This is a genomic window from Empedobacter falsenii, from assembly GCF_013488205.1.
GTDB classification, from domain to species: Bacteria; Bacteroidota; Bacteroidia; order Flavobacteriales; family Weeksellaceae; genus Empedobacter; species Empedobacter falsenii_C.
The window spans coordinates 3,006,288-3,020,991 of the sequence record NZ_CP040908.1 but is presented as its reverse complement, the minus strand read 5'-3'; the positions used below and the strand labels follow the sequence as shown (position 1 = coordinate 3,020,991).

Below are 14,704 nucleotides of genomic sequence, written 5' to 3'. Positions count from 1 at the left end.
CAAGCCATTTTTCGGGGTTATTTTGGCTATTTGCGGAGCGAAAACATAAAATAAATTATGGGCTGTAACGCCTATAATGAACGGAATTTTATGTTAAATAGCTTACCTTGTTTTTTGCTGGCGTAAATGAACGGGGAGCGCGGAGTGAATGTCTGTTTGTATCAAAAAGCAGGACAGCAAAAAAGAAGGGAAAAATAAAAACCGAAAAATGGCTTGGCTTATCCAATAAAAAATCTTTTTTTCAATTGAAATTTACTATATTTGAGTGATAATGAAGCGTTCATTAAAATTGAAGTAGTGTTGAAAATTTGAAGTGTATAGGGATGTAGGAATACAAATACAACGGCAAAGAGTTACAGGATGAATTAAACCTAAATCTGTACGACTACGGTGCACGAAACTATGACCCTGCAATTGGTAGATGGTTTAACATTGACCCGCTCGCGGAGAAATTCATTAATACAACTCCTTACAATTATGTTCTAAATAATCCTGTCAATATGATTGATCCTGACGGAATGGAGGCTCAAGATATATGGGGTAGAAACCGTTATAATGAAATGGGAATGTATATTCCTCCTCATGAAAGGGGTTCAAAAGATGGGAATGATAATGGTTATGAAAGAGATGGAAATGGAGGCTATAAAAAAGTTAATAATTTAGGTGGCGATGATAAAGATTATCTTTTTGAAAATGGAAAATTAGTAGATTCTAAAGATGTTACCGAAAGTGCTCATGAAAGAACTTTAAGAACATATGGAATTAAAGGGCCTTCTTCCTTAAATTTAATAGAAACTGATGTAATTGGTCCTGCGATAGCTTTAAGAGGTTTAGCGATTGGAAGTTTTAAACTTTTAAATGGAGGTTGGTCATTATTAAAATCAGCTGTCTTTGCGAAAAATTTAGTTAAAATTGCTCAAATAGAGGATGATGTAATGATTTTTACTGCTAAAATAGGAAATGAGACAGTAGAAGGAGTTACTAATTTCATTGTAAAAGAAAATCAATTACATTTAAATCAGTTACATCTTCAAGGTTCTTCTGGAGGGCAAATTGGTCGTCAAAATTTATGGAAAATGGCAAAAGATTTAGGAAAACAATTTAAAGTAGAAGAAGTTATTATACAAGGAGGTAAAAGAACTACAGGTAAATATAAAGGTCAAATACCTTCACCTATTAAAATACCAGTTAATTAATGGAAATATTATTAGAAAGTTGGAATGAGGGATTCCAAAAAGTATGTTTAACAAAATTGCAAATGGATTTATTAAAATTATCTTTAAAAGAATCAAAAAATAATGTTGATAATCTATTAGATGGGAAAAAAGTTATTATAAGAATTAATGACATTGAATTAGGTAATCTTTTTATTAAAGAAATTAATAAAATTGGTGTCAATGCTGTAGTACTTGAATAAGATACTCTTCCAATCGTATTATTTTAAATAAAATAATACACAATAAAGAAAAAGGCAAACGTTTGTTTGCCTTTTGTTATTTTATCAGTTTTAGTAAATCTTTTATTTCTTTATCGGAGATAGAATTTTGCTCGCTTTTATCGTAAAGAGAAAGTAGATAAACTGTTTCGTTTTCAATAAAAAGATGCGTTATTACTCTTGCTCCACCGCTTTTACCTTTTCCTTTCGATTTTATTGTCAAACGTTTGTTTGCCTTTTATTATTTTACAAAATTCTCTCAAATTATATCATTTAACGTAAAAATATTACATCTAAATAAAGCCGTGTTTTAACCTATCTTCTTCGATAATCCTTCGACCGTTGTTCGACTGTTGTTCGACAAAACAACCTTTTTCTCGAACCATTGTCGAAGGACACTCGAACAAACCCCGAAGAAATAGGCTATTTTGTTATTATAAAATATAGACGACAAAATAAGAGGTATACCTTGTTGTGTAAAGTGTTTTTGGAATGTGAAATAATTTGAATTATTGTTCAATAGATAGTAAGATTTACTCCTACTTTATAGCATTATTATTTCTCATACGTTAATAATGGAATGTAAAAAGAGTTTTATCTACTAAAATAAAATTAAAAACTGCAAGACAATTGGCAGAAGTTAAATAAATAAAGGCTCCAAGTTGGAGCCTTTATTATATATTAACCATTTTGAAAAACTCGTATAACTTGATTTCCCTAGATGTACATATTTTTTCAAGTGTAGTGATAGGAATATTATACTCAATATAATCTTTATCTTGAGATGCTTTTTTAATCTTTCTAACAATACTTTCTTCTATATTATGCTCATCAGCAAACTTTCTTTGTGAATCAGAATTTATTATCCAATTATAATATATGTATTTACATATACGTCTGTTTACGTTATCCATTGTAACAATAATAAGAGTAGTATGTAAAAATATTGCGGTCGATAGTGCGCAATTAAAAATATATTATTATATTTGTTATCAGATAGTTAAAAAATAAAGTAATTGTACTTTAATCTCGCTTTTGAAAACTGGTAATTTTTGTAGCAACGAGAAAATAAGTAAATTTGCTCACGACCTAGGCGTGGGCTCTCTTATTGTTGCAAGGTATACCAGTACCTCAAAAGCTTTAAGATGAGTTCATGCCTTTTTTGTTTTGGTCGTTTCTTCCATAACAATAGCATTGGACTTCATACGTTACACTTGGTTTAATTCCTCTACAAATCAAGTAAAATACTCTCTCTAAAAATATGTGTTTCTTATAATAGAAATACACAGACGGTTATTAGATTCTATTAGAATTGTAAGATGTATATAGTAGGTGTTAGATATTAGTATTGAGATTTTAGAATTGTAAGATGTTTTTAAGTATTAAGTAAAATGTAAAAAGTATTATGTATTCAGATTAAGGATGAGGTTTTGAGATAAGTTCAGAATGACAACGAAATGAGGTTCTGAACATAATTACGATAATAAGAAAATGATTATTTGTTCATTTTTTATTCATGAGTTATTATTATTTCAAATGAATTTATATGCCCTACGGGGAACCTTGATGAAAAAACATTTGAGATTAAGAATTTGAAATTAAAAGGAGAAGCTCCAGTGGAGCTTAGGTAAAAATTGTTACAAGTTGATTAATAATTATATGTTCATTTTTACCTTGACGCAAAAACGAACCAAAAAAATCAAGACTGAGATTTTCGACGTTCAATTCCCATCTCACGCACTAAAAAGATTAAATGATTCGCATACGCTCACTAATCCTTTTTACGCTTGTTTCAATGAATTGCAGCTCGTCTGCAAACCGTATGTCAACTCTAAAATTCGTTATTAAAAGTGGATTTGAGTATTGAAAAGGATAAAAAATGGCATTAAAACTCTCACGTTAAGAAAATGGTTAAATGGAGCGTTAAAAAGATTTTAGCCCGTAGGGTTTGTAAAATCTTTAGTGGAGTGAAGACATTTTTAGTAGAGAGGTTTACAGCCAAGTCTTTTTTCGTTAGTTTTTTTGACGAAAAAAAGTGACATTAAAGAAAAGGAATACCTAAGCCATGCTATGGCTTCTCCTTTTAATTTCAAATGTTTTTTGGATGAGCAAAAAATGAAAATAAAGAACAAATTTGAAATAAAAAAACAAAAAACCCCTTTTCCCAAAACAAAGTTGGCGCGATGTACTGGAAAGGATGGCTTTTAAAACTAATGTTGAATTTAAAAACTATGTAAAATTATGAGAAAATTTTACTTCAAATTCAGTAGGCAATCTTATGTTATGCTACTGGGACTATTTTGTGCTATACCTTTATATGCACAAATAAAAACCATGACTGACATGGTAAAAGAAATTCGAATCTTAGTGATGGATATACTACTAGTAGGAAGGAGAAATAGTGAACAAAATTATTAAGCAATAAAGACTCACATTTAATTCCCCGAAGACAACTTATAAGAGAGTGAATGATCTTCATAAAAGTAGTGTTAATTTTTATTTCATTTATTAATGTAATTTTTAAAACTGTCTAAGGGGAATTGTGGGTTTATGCCTGGTTTCATAATGACAAAATCCGTTGTCAAAATCGAATTAGAATTTTAATTAGAAAACCACGTAAAACGTTAAGTGTACAAGGTAAAACTTGATAAAAAACATTGTGGTTAGATAAATTAAGTGTTAAAAAGAGTTAAAATCCTGTATCGTTGTATATCGAAAAAGACACTTTTCTGTATCGGTTGTGTATCCGCGCTGTATCCATTCTATATCCATTGTATATGCGTTCCGTATGGTTTGTTCGGTGTTCGTGTATCGGTGTTTAGTTTGTAAAAAGTACTATGTATTAAGTAAAAAGTACAGATTAGATGTTAGATATGAGAATTGAGATTTTATAATTGTAAGATGTCTTATGTATTTGAGGATGAGGCTCTGTGACGAACTAAGAATAACAACGAATTCGAATATTGAAAAAGGATTATAAAAATGTCATATGATTTGGAGGCGAGTGTCAAAAAGTTGAAGTCATGGTTAAAATGTTTTACTGTTTGCGTAGCAAATGATTTAAAACATTCAATGGCTGAAACTTATTTTGGCCGTCGAAAATCAAAGACAAGAGTTTTTTGATTACTTTTTTGCTCTCTTCCCTGAAAGGTATATGAATTCAATATTCATAAAATAATAAAGACCATGAATAAAAAAGTGATAGAAAGGATTTCACATTCATTTTTGTCTTGACACAAAAACGAACCAAAAAAGTCAAGTCTGTGCTTACAAGTCGGTCAATAATGGCTATTCGCTAAATGCTTTAAATCATTCGCATATAAAATGCGAACAGTAAATCATTTTTAACGCTCCTTACGCCGAATTGACACTCGACTTTTCAGCAATGACGGTTTTGGAATTCGTTCTTGAAAGAGATAACGAATTTGAATATTGAAAAAGGATGAATAAACTGGTATTAAAACTCTCACGTTAAGAAAATGGTTAAATGGAGCGTTAAAAAGGTTTTAGCCCGTAGGGTTTGTAAAATCTTTAGTGGAATGAGAACATTTTTAGTAGAGAGGTTTACAGCCAAGTCTTTTTTCGTTAGTTTTTTTGACTGTTCCCCGAAGGGCATATGAATACCAATAATTAAAATAGATGTTCAATGAATAAAAAAAGTGACATTAAAGAAAAGGAATACCTAAGCCATACTATGGCTTCTCTTTTTAATTTCAAATGTTTTTTGGATGAGCAAAAAAATGAAAATAAAGAAAAAACAAAAACAAAAACCCCTTTCCTAAAAACAAAGTTGGCGCGATGTACAGGGTAAGGAGTGACTTTTAAAACTAATGTTGAATTAAAAAACTATGAAAAAACGTATAACGTAATACGCATCACGTAAAACATAATTAAAACCACCTTTATTATGCTAGAAAAAGAATATGAATTATTGAAAAAAGGCGATCCAAAAGCTTTGGAGCAAATCTATTCACGACATAAAAGACTACTTTTTTGGATTGGTAAACAAATAATTACGGATGAATTTGTTGTAGAATGTTTGGTACAAGATGCTTTTCTTAGATTATGGGAATATCGAGATAACATAGAAAGACCTGAACATATCTTTTATTTCACGCGACTTGTATTGAAACACAGTTGTTATTCTCATTATAAGAGTTCTAAAAATATATTTTTTAGGTCGGTGCATTCATTAGATAGTTACGAGAATTATGATAGTTATTTGACTGGATACGATCCGTTAGAGGTTGCAGAAAACATAAAGGATAAAGTAATACATGACCAACATTATGAAGAAATTAGAAAAATATTACCCTTATTAAGTGGTGAAAGAAAACATTTGATTGAACTCTGCTTGAAATATGGATTCAGATACAAAGCGATTGCCAATGCAATGGGAAAAAGAGTTTCAGAAACGAGTAAGGAGATTAAAAGTGCAATAGAGGATCTTAAGAACCTTATAAATAGTCATGATGTATTAGTGTCTAAAAAGAAAATAGTTTCTAAGGAAAAGGAACAAAATCAAATGACCGAAAAACAATCGTTGATTTTAAAACTTCGATTCGAGAAGAAACAATCGTTTACAACCATTGCTCAGACATTAGAACTTTCTCAGAAAGAAGTGCACAATGAATTTGTAGTTGCTTATAAATTGTCTCAACAAAATAAGTTTACCCCCCTAAATAACTAAATATGGAAAATTCTACAGTTTTTTTAACACGTAAAATACAGCTAATTACTGATTTACCGACTCAAGAAGAACGAAAAGAAGTTTTGAGTACGCTTTATAAATGGCAAAATAGATGTTTTATAGCGGCTAATTTGATTGTTTCTCATTTGTATGTGCAAGAAATGGTGAAAGATTTTTTTTATTTCTCTGACGGAATCAAATATAAATTAGTAGACGAAAACAAAGATGAAGATGGTATACTCAAATGTTCACGGTCGACTACCATTTATCGTGTACTCTCAAAACGTTTTAAGGACGAAGTTCCAATGTATATATTGTCTAGTTTGATGAATACGTTATACCTATCCTTCAAGAAGGATTGTGTCAGGTATTGGAAAGGTGAACTTTCATTAAAAATTTTTAAACGAGATATAGCAATTCCTTTTAATATAGCGAGGATAAGTAAATTCTCGTATGATACAGATAAAAAATACATTTATTTTAAACTTTATAAAATACCTTTTAAAACGTATCTTGGAAGAGATTATATTGATAATTATAAGCTATTGGAGCAAATAGTAAGTAAAGAAATTAGAATTTGTAGATCGCATATTAAATTAGAAAAAAATAAAATATTTTGGGTATTCACTGTAGAAATTGAAAAAGAAAAAAATCAATTACAACCCGATATTATTGCAGAAGTTTCCTTGTCGTTGGAATATCCGTTGGTTGTAAAAATAGGGAGATCTCAACTTACCATTGGTAGCAAAGAAGAATTTTTGTACAGAAGATTAGCGATACAAGCTTCTCGTAAAAGAATACTAGAAGGAGTGCCTTATTGCAAAGGAGGGAAAGGAAAAGCAAGAAAATTAAAAATAGCAAAAAAATTACAAAATACAGAGAGTAAATATGTTCATCATCGGCTACATGTTTACAGTAGAATGTTAATTGATTTTTGCGTTGAAAAAAAAGCAGGAACGATAGTTATTCTAGATCAAGAAGAAAAAATAGAAATAGCCAAAGAAGAAAGATTTGTCTTAAGAAACTGGAGCTATTATGAGCTCATAAATAAAATAAAATATAAAGCTGATAAAGCAGGTATTGAGCTTGTAACAGCTTAAACCATAATTTCGGAGGGTGATTTGTACACCCATAGGGTGAGGTAATTGTTAACGCTCATCAAATGTGAATAACATATACAAAACGGGGGGATTTTTTAGATTTTATTGAAACTTGCTAGATACTCCCAACATAAAGGCAGGATAAAGGCAACATAATGGCAGTAGAATGTATGTAATTATTTTTCTAACTTAGAATTGTGATGGTAATACAGTTGCTTTATACAAAAGCATAAACGTATTAAGTTACAATAATTATTAAAATAAAAAAGGAGCTATTAATTAGCTCCTTTTTTATTTTGATGTTTTTTGGCGTGCAATTCTTTCAATGTTGCTTTTTGTTCTGGCGTAAAAACAGCATTGATTTCATTAAATTCTTTTTCACGAACTTCTTTCATTTTTCGTTTCAATTCAATTTTTTCGTCTTTGTAGCTGTCTTCAATTTGTTTGATTTTGATGACTTGAGCATCTGTCAAGTTCAAATCTTTTTTTAATTGTTGTAATTTCTGCTCTCTTGATCCTTCATTTCTGTCTTGCGCTGAAGCAGTTGTTAAAGTGAAAGCAATTAATCCTAATCCTACATATTTATAAAATGCTGTTCTCATAATTATCAACTTTTTTTGTTTTATTTATTCTTAAGACTTCAAAAAAATAAAAAGGTTTAAAATGATAAATGTTAAAATTTTTCGGTAATGATGAAATCTTTTAAAAGATGTAACATTTGAGACGAATTATCGACCAATATTTTTTGAAATTATTTTTGAAATCGATTAAACCTTTTCCAAAAAGGATTGTCAAACAAGTTGTAAAATTATAAAACTACAAAACGAAAAATTAAACAAATGAGGTTAAGAAGTTTATTTGCTTTGATTTTTATTTGTGTTTGTGCAGGATTGAATGCGCAAGAGCTTTTAAAAATTAAAGGGAAAGTCTTATCAAGTGAAAACAAGCCTGTAGAATATACTACAATATCGCTTGAAAGCTCGGAAGATGGAGTTGTGGCAGAAGCGGCAACGGATGCAAAAGGAGAATTTACAGTAGAAGCAAAGGCAGGACAATATGTTATTGTGATTGAGCCATTGGGATACGATGTAATAGAAAAACAAGTTAATTTAGAGTCTGCATTAGATCTAGGTACTTTTACTGTAAAAACAACGCAAACTGTATCATTGGGAGCAGCAGTTGTAACAGCGGAAAAACCAATTTATAAGGTAGAATTGGACAAGAAAGTATATGATATGGCGAATGATCCAATGTCGCAAGGTCAAACATTGTCTGATGCTTTAGCAAATGTACCATCGGTTTCTGTAGATGCACAAGGAAACGTTTCATTAAGAGGGAATGATAATGTAAAGTTTTTGATTGATGGAAAACCTTCGGGAATGTTAGGTGTTTCTGATGTAGCAGAAGCTTTAAAAAATATTCCGGCCGAAAATGTTGAGCGTATCGAATTGGTGACAAATCCTTCTGCACGTTACGAGGCTTCTGGTTCTGCAGGGATTATCAATATTGTTTTAAAGAAAGGTTCTAATACAGGTTTTAATGGTTCTGTAACGTTAAATGGAGGAATTCCTAAAATGGTTGGAGGAAACGTAAACTTGAACTACAAAACAAAAAAATATAACATCTATACTACTTTAGGTACACGTTATATGGATAGAGAAGGAGAAGGGAATGCTTTGACAACAAACTATCCGAATGGAATTATTTCTGATTATAGAAAAACAGATACGAACAACAATAGAATTCGTAGAAACTATAATGCACGTTTAGGAGGTGAATATTATTTAGATGATAAAAATACATTAGGAGCTTCTGCAGGATATCGTTACAATAATGGAAATAATATTAATGATGTTAGATACTATTATTATGATGCATTATGGAATCAAACAGATAAAACTGCTCGTATCGAAAATGAAAAAGAGTTAGAAAAAAGTTTTGATGCGGATTTTAACTACAAACACGCTTTTGATACAAAAGGACATGAGTTTACTTTTACAGGACGTTACTCGTACCAAAAAGAAGACGAAAATGGAATTATTCGTAATTTAAATGCAAGTGATGTATTGACAGGAAATGAAAGAACATATAGTTTAGAAACTCAAAATTCTGCAGTTTTTACAGCAGATTATGTTCGTCCAATTGGAGAAAAAGGGAAATTTGAACTAGGTGCACGTGTTGATTTAAGCGATACAAAAACAAATAGTGGAAATAATACAATTAATACGTACGGAACAGAAACTCCAAATAAAGCTTTCTTGGCTGATATTGACAATCAACAAAATGTTTACGCTGGATATGTGCAATATGGAAATGCAATTGGAGAAAAATTCCAATACTTTGCAGGTTTACGTGTAGAAAGTTCTGATATGGAAATTGCAAATCATTCAGAAGGAAATACAATCTCAAAAAAATATACAGATTTATTCCCAACATTAACATTGAATTATAAATTGACAGATAAAAATGAGATGCAATTAAGCTATTCTCGTCGTGTTCGTCGTCCAATGGGATTCATGTTGATGCCATATTTTTCTAGTGTAAATGCATTAGATGTTCGTCGTGGTAATCCAGATCTTAATCCAACATATACTAATTCATTTGAATTATCGTATATCGCAACAGTTGGTAAATTGATGGTGACACCAAGTTTATTCTACCAAAGAACAACTGATGTGATTAATGATTTCCAAACATATAATTATATAGAGTCAGGAAATCCTTTAAAACCATATAATCAAGCATTCGAAACAATGCCAGTTAATGCAGGAAATGAAGATCGTTATGGTTTAGATTTAACTGCTACTTATCGTCCTTTCAAATGGTGGAATTTAATGTTTAATGTCAACTTATTTGGATACAATAGAACAGGTTCTTACTCAGCAACAATTTCAGATTATTTAAATCCAGATACAGGAGTTACAGAGTCGAAAGAATTTACACAAAGTTTCAAAGGAGATGGATTTAGTTCTCGTGGACGTTTATCATCAAACTTTATTTTACCAGCTGATTTAAAATTACAAATCGCAGGTAATTATATGGGAGGAATGAAAACTGCTCAACAAAAAACAGAAGATAACTTATCAATGGATTTATCTTTATCAAAAGATTTATTGAAAAAGAGAGCTTCATTAACATTAAATATTCGTGATGTATTCAATTCTCGTAAAAGAGAGCAAACAACTTTCTACGAAGAATCAGAAAACTATCAAAGTATGCGTTGGATGAAACGCTCTATTAACCTTTCATTTACGTATCGTTTCAAAAATACAAACGAGAAAGAGCAACGTGGTAAACAACAACGTTCAAATGGAGAAGAAATGGGAGGTGGAGAAGAAATGCAAATGCAATCAGCTTCTTAGTAGTTTGAAAATAATCGATAAAAAAAGGATCGCAATTGCGATCCTTTTTTGTTTTATTAATTGTTCGAAAAATGATTATTTGTTTTTTAACAAATCACGAATTTCAGCCAATAATTCTTCTTGTGTTGGTCCTGCAGGTACTGGTTCTTCAGCAGGAGCTTCTTTTTTCAATTTGTTAATTCCTTTAATCATTACGAATAAAGCAAATGCAACAACTATAAAAGAAATAGCAGCAGCTAAAAAGCTACCATATTTAATTGCAGTCCCTGGTATTACTAATGCAGCTAAATTTTCAGCGTTAATAGCTTTCAAGGCTGGATTTAAAATGGCTGGCGTAATGATATCTTCAACTAAAGAAGTAACAATTTTACCAAAGGCACCACCGATAACTACACCGACAGCTAAATCTACTACGTTACCTTTTACTGCAAACTCTTTAAATTCTTTAAAAAATCCCATAAGTTTAAAATTTATTTCTAAGTTTATAATAATTCTAAGGTTGATTGGTATCTAATCTATTTTTAGAAGAGATAAATAAGTATAAACCGATTAACATAAAAGGAATACTTAAGATTTGACCATTGTTTAATCCTATATTCAACATTTGAGCAACAGCTTCTTCACCTTGATTTTCTTTATAGAACTCAACAACAAATCGTATTAAAAATAATAAAAATAAGAATACGCCTAACAAGGCTCCTAAATATTTTCTCTTGTCTGTTTTGTTGTACATATAAAGCATGATAATTCCTAAGATAACATACCCTATTGCTTCATAAATTTGAGCTGGATGACGAGGGATTACTTCTCCATATCCCAAACTTTGTTGATGAAATTTTACTGCCCAAGGTAATTCTGATGCCTTTCCTACAATTTCTGAGTTGTAAAAGTTTCCAATTCGAACCGCAGCTCCACCAAAAGGAACAACAACAGCAATACGGTCTAATAACCATAATACATTGCGATGCAAATATTTTCTACTAAATAAATAGGAAGTTAAAATTACACCCAATGCTGCTCCGTGACTTGCAAGTCCACTAAATCCTACAAATTCGTAATCTTGTAATAGACCAAAGAAAGCACTTTGTCCTGGTGAATGTTGTACAGGTAAGAAAACTTCGATTGGTCGTTCGATAAACGCTGCTGGATCATAAAAAATATATTCTCCAAGTCTTGCACCTACAATTGCTCCAATAAATGTGTAAAGGAATAAAGGATCAAGTAATTCTTTTTTCTGATTTTCTTTCTTGAAAATGTTCGACATCAAATACCAACCTACGACAAAGGCAACTATCCAACATAAACTGTAAATATGTACTTTGAATCCTGCTATTTCAAATAAATAAGGTTTTGGATCCCAATCGATAAACGAAATTAAGTTAATCATTAATTTTTCTTTTTAGGTACAGGGTCGTATCCATGTCCTCCCCAAGGATGACAGCGACCAATTCTTTTTGTTCCGAGCCACAAACCTTTCAGTAAACCATGTTCTTTTAACGCCTCTATCATGTAAGAAGAGCAAGTTGGTTGAAATCTACAATTACTTCCCATCCAAGGAGAAATTGCTAATTGATAAAATCTTACCAACAGAATAAATGGTGTAACCAAAATTTTGTTCATCTTGCAAAGTTAATCAATAACCGAAATAAAAAAGAATCAATCTAAAAAGTTTATGCTTTTGCAGATTGATTCTCTATACGATACGTGCTTAACGCAGATTATTTTTTAGTATAACTCGCTGGATCTAATGCTTTGTAAGACCAGTTTTGTAAAAATTCTAACACAACTTTCGGATCGTGTCCTTTCACTTCTTTGCTTTCAAGATAAGCCGAATTTTGTGTGTGAATTAAATTTCCTTTCTCATCTAAAATCACAAAAACAGGAAACCCAAAACGCTCTGGATGTTTCAATGCAGCTAACGTTTCTTCGTTTTTATTTTTTGGAGAATAATTTACATGAACTACTTCATAATTATTCGCGATATAGTCTTTTACTTCTTGATTTTCTTTCGTCAATTTATCAAACATCACACACCAAGCGCACCAGTTACCACCAATTTGCAATAAAACGTGTTTCTTTTCAGTAGAAGCTTTTTGCACCGCATTCGCAATATCTACTTTCGGATTTGCTTCTTCGCTATAAATTTTTGGTTTTTCTGTTTGTTGACCAAATGCAAAACTTAATGATAAAATCATTAAGCTAAAAAACATAGTTAATTTTTTCATTTCAAATTCTAAATATTAAGTCGAATTTACAATAAAAAATTATGCCGAAAACGTTTTTCTACGAATTAATAATCGTGTAGTATAAATTTAGTTTTTCTTGAACTGAATTTATTTCATTATTTTTTTCGTTTTGATTAAATTGATTAATCATATTGATAGAGAATTTAGATTCAAATTCTAAACGATCCAATTCAATTTCATAAAAATTAATTTGATGATGAATTTGCGTGAAATAATAATTCACCAATTCAACATACATCAATCTAAGTTCTTGATTAACTCTGATAAATTCGACAAATTCTTGCAATTCGACCAAAAACTCAATCATTTGTTTATTGATTTCTGATTGTTTATCTTTTAGTTCAATCTTTTTCAAATAATCAGTTGATAAAGCAATTTTATCACCCAAAAGTTGGTGCTTTCTTGTTAAAATTAAAGCACATTCTAACGCTTTCTTCATCATTTTAATTTTTATTCTAACACAAAGAAAATAAATCTAAATGCCAAAATATGTCGTCCAAAAAATCATTCATTTTGACAAAACATTCCCTAACTTTGAAATCTAAACAAGATTTTATGAATGCGCCTTTAGCTGAAAGAATGCGTCCAAAAACGCTTGAAGAATACATTAATCAAAAGCATTTGGTGGGCGAAAACGGACCAATAAAAATGATGTTGCAACATGATATGATTGCTTCGATGATTTTTTGGGGACCGCCAGGAACAGGAAAAACGACACTTGCACAATTAATTTCCGAATTGACTGATCGACCATTTTATACGTTGAGCGCCATAAATTCTGGTGTGAAAGAAGTGCGTGAAGTAATTGAAAAAGCAAAGAATCAAAATTTGTTTTCGGGAACGAAAAATCCGATTTTATTTATAGATGAAATTCATCGTTTCAATAAATCACAGCAAGACAGTTTGTTGGGAGCGGTAGAAACTGGTTTGGTGACTTTGATTGGAGCAACAACCGAAAATCCAAGTTTCGAAGTTGTTCCAGCTTTGCTTTCGCGTGCGCAAGTTTATGTGTTGAAACATCTCGAAAAAGAAGATTTAGTTGATTTAATCGAACGAGCTATAGAAAAAGATAAGGTTTTATCTAAATTAAATATTGAATTAGTTGAAACAAATGCATTATTAAGATATTCGGGTGGTGATGCAAGAAAACTGTTGAATGGTTTGGAGTTGGTGATTAATAGTTTTTCTCCAACAGATAAAATCATCATCAACGATGAAATTGTACATGAACGTATTCAGCAAAATTTAGCGCGTTATGATAAAACGGGTGAACAGCATTACGATATTATTTCCGCTTTTATCAAATCGATTCGTGGTTCAGATCCGAATGGAGCGGTTTATTGGTTGGCTCGAATGATTGAAGGTGGTGAAGATTTGAAATTTATTGCGCGACGAATGTTGATTTCGGCTTCTGAAGATGTGGGAAATGCAAATCCAACTGCAATGATTTTGGCGAATAATACATTTCAAGCTGTTTCGGTGATTGGTTATCCAGAATCTCGTATTTTATTGAGCCAATGTGCGGTTTATTTGGCGAATTCTCCAAAAAGTAATGCGACTTATTTAGCGATTGGTAAAGCGCAACAAATCGTTAAACAAACGGGCGATTTACCTGTTCCGTTGCATTTACGAAACGCACCAACTAAGTTGATGAAAGATTTGGATTATGGAAAAGAATATAAATATTCGCACGATTTTCCAGGAAATTTTGCTGAGCAAGAATTTTTACCAAATGAAATTTCGGGGACGACTTTTTATGAGCCAGGAAATAATAAGCGAGAGCAAGTGGATAAACAATCGCTCAATCAAAAGTGGAAGGGAAAGTATGGGTACTAAAATTAAAAATCCCAGTTAATCATTTGTTAACTGAG

The 14,704-nt window shown here is 31.1% G+C and carries 14 protein-coding genes and 1 pseudogene; 8 read left to right on the top strand and 7 right to left on the bottom strand.

Annotation, left to right across the window (positions count from 1 at the left end; translation table 11 throughout):
* Positions 1-377: 377 nt before the first annotated feature.
* From FH779_RS17595 to FH779_RS14160, 3 genes and pseudogenes are all read left to right on the top strand, one after another.
* A pseudogene (locus tag FH779_RS17595) lies at positions 378-461 on the top strand (hypothetical protein); the annotation flags it as partial.
* 39 nt (positions 462-500) lie between these two features.
* Positions 501-1,196, top strand: a complete 696-nt coding sequence (locus tag FH779_RS14165; RefSeq protein ID WP_244957969.1) for a hypothetical protein — start codon at positions 501-503, stop codon at positions 1,194-1,196.
* Entirely contained in the window at positions 1,196-1,417 is a 222-nt protein-coding gene (locus FH779_RS14160; RefSeq protein WP_180905167.1) for a hypothetical protein, read from the top strand. The genes FH779_RS14165 and FH779_RS14160 overlap by 1 nt, the downstream gene beginning before the upstream one ends.
* 76 nt (positions 1,418-1,493) lie before the next feature.
* Here the strand turns inward: FH779_RS14160 and FH779_RS14155 are convergent, their stop codons facing one another.
* Positions 1,494-1,658 carry a type II toxin-antitoxin system RelE/ParE family toxin gene (locus FH779_RS14155; RefSeq protein WP_180905166.1) on the bottom strand — a complete coding sequence of 55 codons (165 nt, stop codon included), beginning with the start codon at positions 1,656-1,658 and terminating at the stop codon, positions 1,494-1,496.
* A gap of 3,423 nt (positions 1,659-5,081) precedes the next feature.
* Here FH779_RS14155 and FH779_RS14150 point away from each other — a divergent pair.
* From FH779_RS14150 to FH779_RS14140, 3 genes are all read left to right on the top strand, one after another.
* Complete coding sequence (locus tag FH779_RS14150) at positions 5,082-5,246, top strand: hypothetical protein (RefSeq protein WP_180905165.1); 165 nt, start codon at positions 5,082-5,084, stop codon at positions 5,244-5,246.
* A gap of 96 nt (positions 5,247-5,342) precedes the next feature.
* Entirely contained in the window at positions 5,343-6,125 is a 783-nt protein-coding gene (locus FH779_RS14145) for an RNA polymerase sigma factor (RefSeq protein WP_180905164.1), read from the top strand.
* A gap of 2 nt (positions 6,126-6,127) precedes the next feature.
* A complete protein-coding gene (locus FH779_RS14140; protein WP_180905163.1) occupies positions 6,128-7,225 on the top strand; it encodes a transposase in 1,098 nt (365 codons plus the stop codon).
* A 275-nt stretch (positions 7,226-7,500) separates the two neighbouring features.
* Here FH779_RS14140 and FH779_RS14135 read toward each other — a convergent pair whose 3' ends face one another.
* Positions 7,501-7,827 carry a Spy/CpxP family protein refolding chaperone gene (locus FH779_RS14135; RefSeq protein ID WP_180905162.1) on the bottom strand — a complete coding sequence of 109 codons (327 nt, stop codon included), beginning with the start codon at positions 7,825-7,827 and terminating at the stop codon, positions 7,501-7,503.
* A gap of 237 nt (positions 7,828-8,064) precedes the next feature.
* Between FH779_RS14135 and FH779_RS14130 the strand changes: the two genes are divergently transcribed.
* Positions 8,065-10,587, top strand: a complete 2,523-nt coding sequence (locus FH779_RS14130; protein WP_180905161.1) for an outer membrane beta-barrel family protein — start codon at positions 8,065-8,067, stop codon at positions 10,585-10,587.
* A 75-nt stretch (positions 10,588-10,662) separates the two neighbouring features.
* On the opposite strand, the gene mscL is transcribed toward FH779_RS14130, so the two are convergent.
* The 5 genes from mscL to FH779_RS14105 all read right to left on the bottom strand — a co-directional run bounded on the left by mscL (position 10,663) and on the right by FH779_RS14105 (position 13,275).
* Positions 10,663-11,046, bottom strand: coding sequence for a large conductance mechanosensitive channel protein MscL (gene mscL, locus FH779_RS14125; RefSeq protein ID WP_180905160.1), 384 nt, complete (start codon positions 11,044-11,046; stop codon positions 10,663-10,665).
* Between the two features lie 34 nt (positions 11,047-11,080).
* The gene (gene lgt / locus FH779_RS14120) at positions 11,081-11,974 is read right to left on the bottom strand and encodes a prolipoprotein diacylglyceryl transferase (RefSeq protein ID WP_180905159.1); all 894 of its coding nucleotides are present in this window, start codon (positions 11,972-11,974) and stop codon (positions 11,081-11,083) included.
* Complete coding sequence (gene yidD, locus FH779_RS14115; RefSeq protein WP_038332792.1) at positions 11,974-12,207, bottom strand: membrane protein insertion efficiency factor YidD; 234 nt, start codon at positions 12,205-12,207, stop codon at positions 11,974-11,976. Before yidD ends, lgt begins: the two co-directional genes overlap by 1 nt.
* Positions 12,208-12,305: 98 nt before the next feature.
* On the bottom strand, positions 12,306-12,812 hold the full coding sequence (locus tag FH779_RS14110) for a thioredoxin family protein (RefSeq protein ID WP_180905158.1): 507 nt from the start codon (positions 12,810-12,812) through the stop codon (positions 12,306-12,308).
* A gap of 58 nt (positions 12,813-12,870) precedes the next feature.
* Positions 12,871-13,275 (bottom strand): hypothetical protein, encoded by a 405-nt coding sequence (locus FH779_RS14105; RefSeq protein WP_115001760.1) that lies wholly within the window; start codon positions 13,273-13,275, stop codon positions 12,871-12,873.
* A gap of 113 nt (positions 13,276-13,388) precedes the next feature.
* On the opposite strand from FH779_RS14105, the gene FH779_RS14100 reads away from it, so the two are divergent.
* Positions 13,389-14,669: a replication-associated recombination protein A gene (locus FH779_RS14100; protein WP_180906865.1), complete on the top strand. Its 1,281-nt coding sequence runs from the start codon at positions 13,389-13,391 to the stop codon at positions 14,667-14,669.
* The last annotated feature ends 35 nt before the right edge of the window (positions 14,670-14,704 follow it).

Coding starts and splice junctions, on each gene's coding strand:
- lgt (WP_180905159.1), bottom strand. CDS start 11,974: ATGATTAACTTAATTTCGTTTATCGATTGGGATCCAAAACCTTATTTA.
- FH779_RS14105 (WP_115001760.1), bottom strand. CDS start 13,275: ATGATGAAGAAAGCGTTAGAATGTGCTTTAATTTTAACAAGAAAGCAC.
- FH779_RS14100 (WP_180906865.1), top strand. CDS start 13,389: ATGAATGCGCCTTTAGCTGAAAGAATGCGTCCAAAAACGCTTGAAGAA.
- yidD (WP_038332792.1), bottom strand. CDS start 12,207: ATGAACAAAATTTTGGTTACACCATTTATTCTGTTGGTAAGATTTTAT.
- FH779_RS14130 (WP_180905161.1), top strand. CDS start 8,065: ATGAGGTTAAGAAGTTTATTTGCTTTGATTTTTATTTGTGTTTGTGCA.
- FH779_RS14110 (WP_180905158.1), bottom strand. CDS start 12,812: ATGAAAAAATTAACTATGTTTTTTAGCTTAATGATTTTATCATTAAGT.
- FH779_RS14140 (WP_180905163.1), top strand. CDS start 6,128: ATGGAAAATTCTACAGTTTTTTTAACACGTAAAATACAGCTAATTACT.
- FH779_RS14160 (WP_180905167.1), top strand. CDS start 1,196: ATGGAAATATTATTAGAAAGTTGGAATGAGGGATTCCAAAAAGTATGT.
- FH779_RS14145 (WP_180905164.1), top strand. CDS start 5,343: ATGCTAGAAAAAGAATATGAATTATTGAAAAAAGGCGATCCAAAAGCT.
- FH779_RS14165 (WP_244957969.1), top strand. CDS start 501: ATGATTGATCCTGACGGAATGGAGGCTCAAGATATATGGGGTAGAAAC.
- mscL (WP_180905160.1), bottom strand. CDS start 11,046: ATGGGATTTTTTAAAGAATTTAAAGAGTTTGCAGTAAAAGGTAACGTA.
- FH779_RS14135 (WP_180905162.1), bottom strand. CDS start 7,827: ATGAGAACAGCATTTTATAAATATGTAGGATTAGGATTAATTGCTTTC.
- FH779_RS14150 (WP_180905165.1), top strand. CDS start 5,082: ATGAATAAAAAAAGTGACATTAAAGAAAAGGAATACCTAAGCCATACT.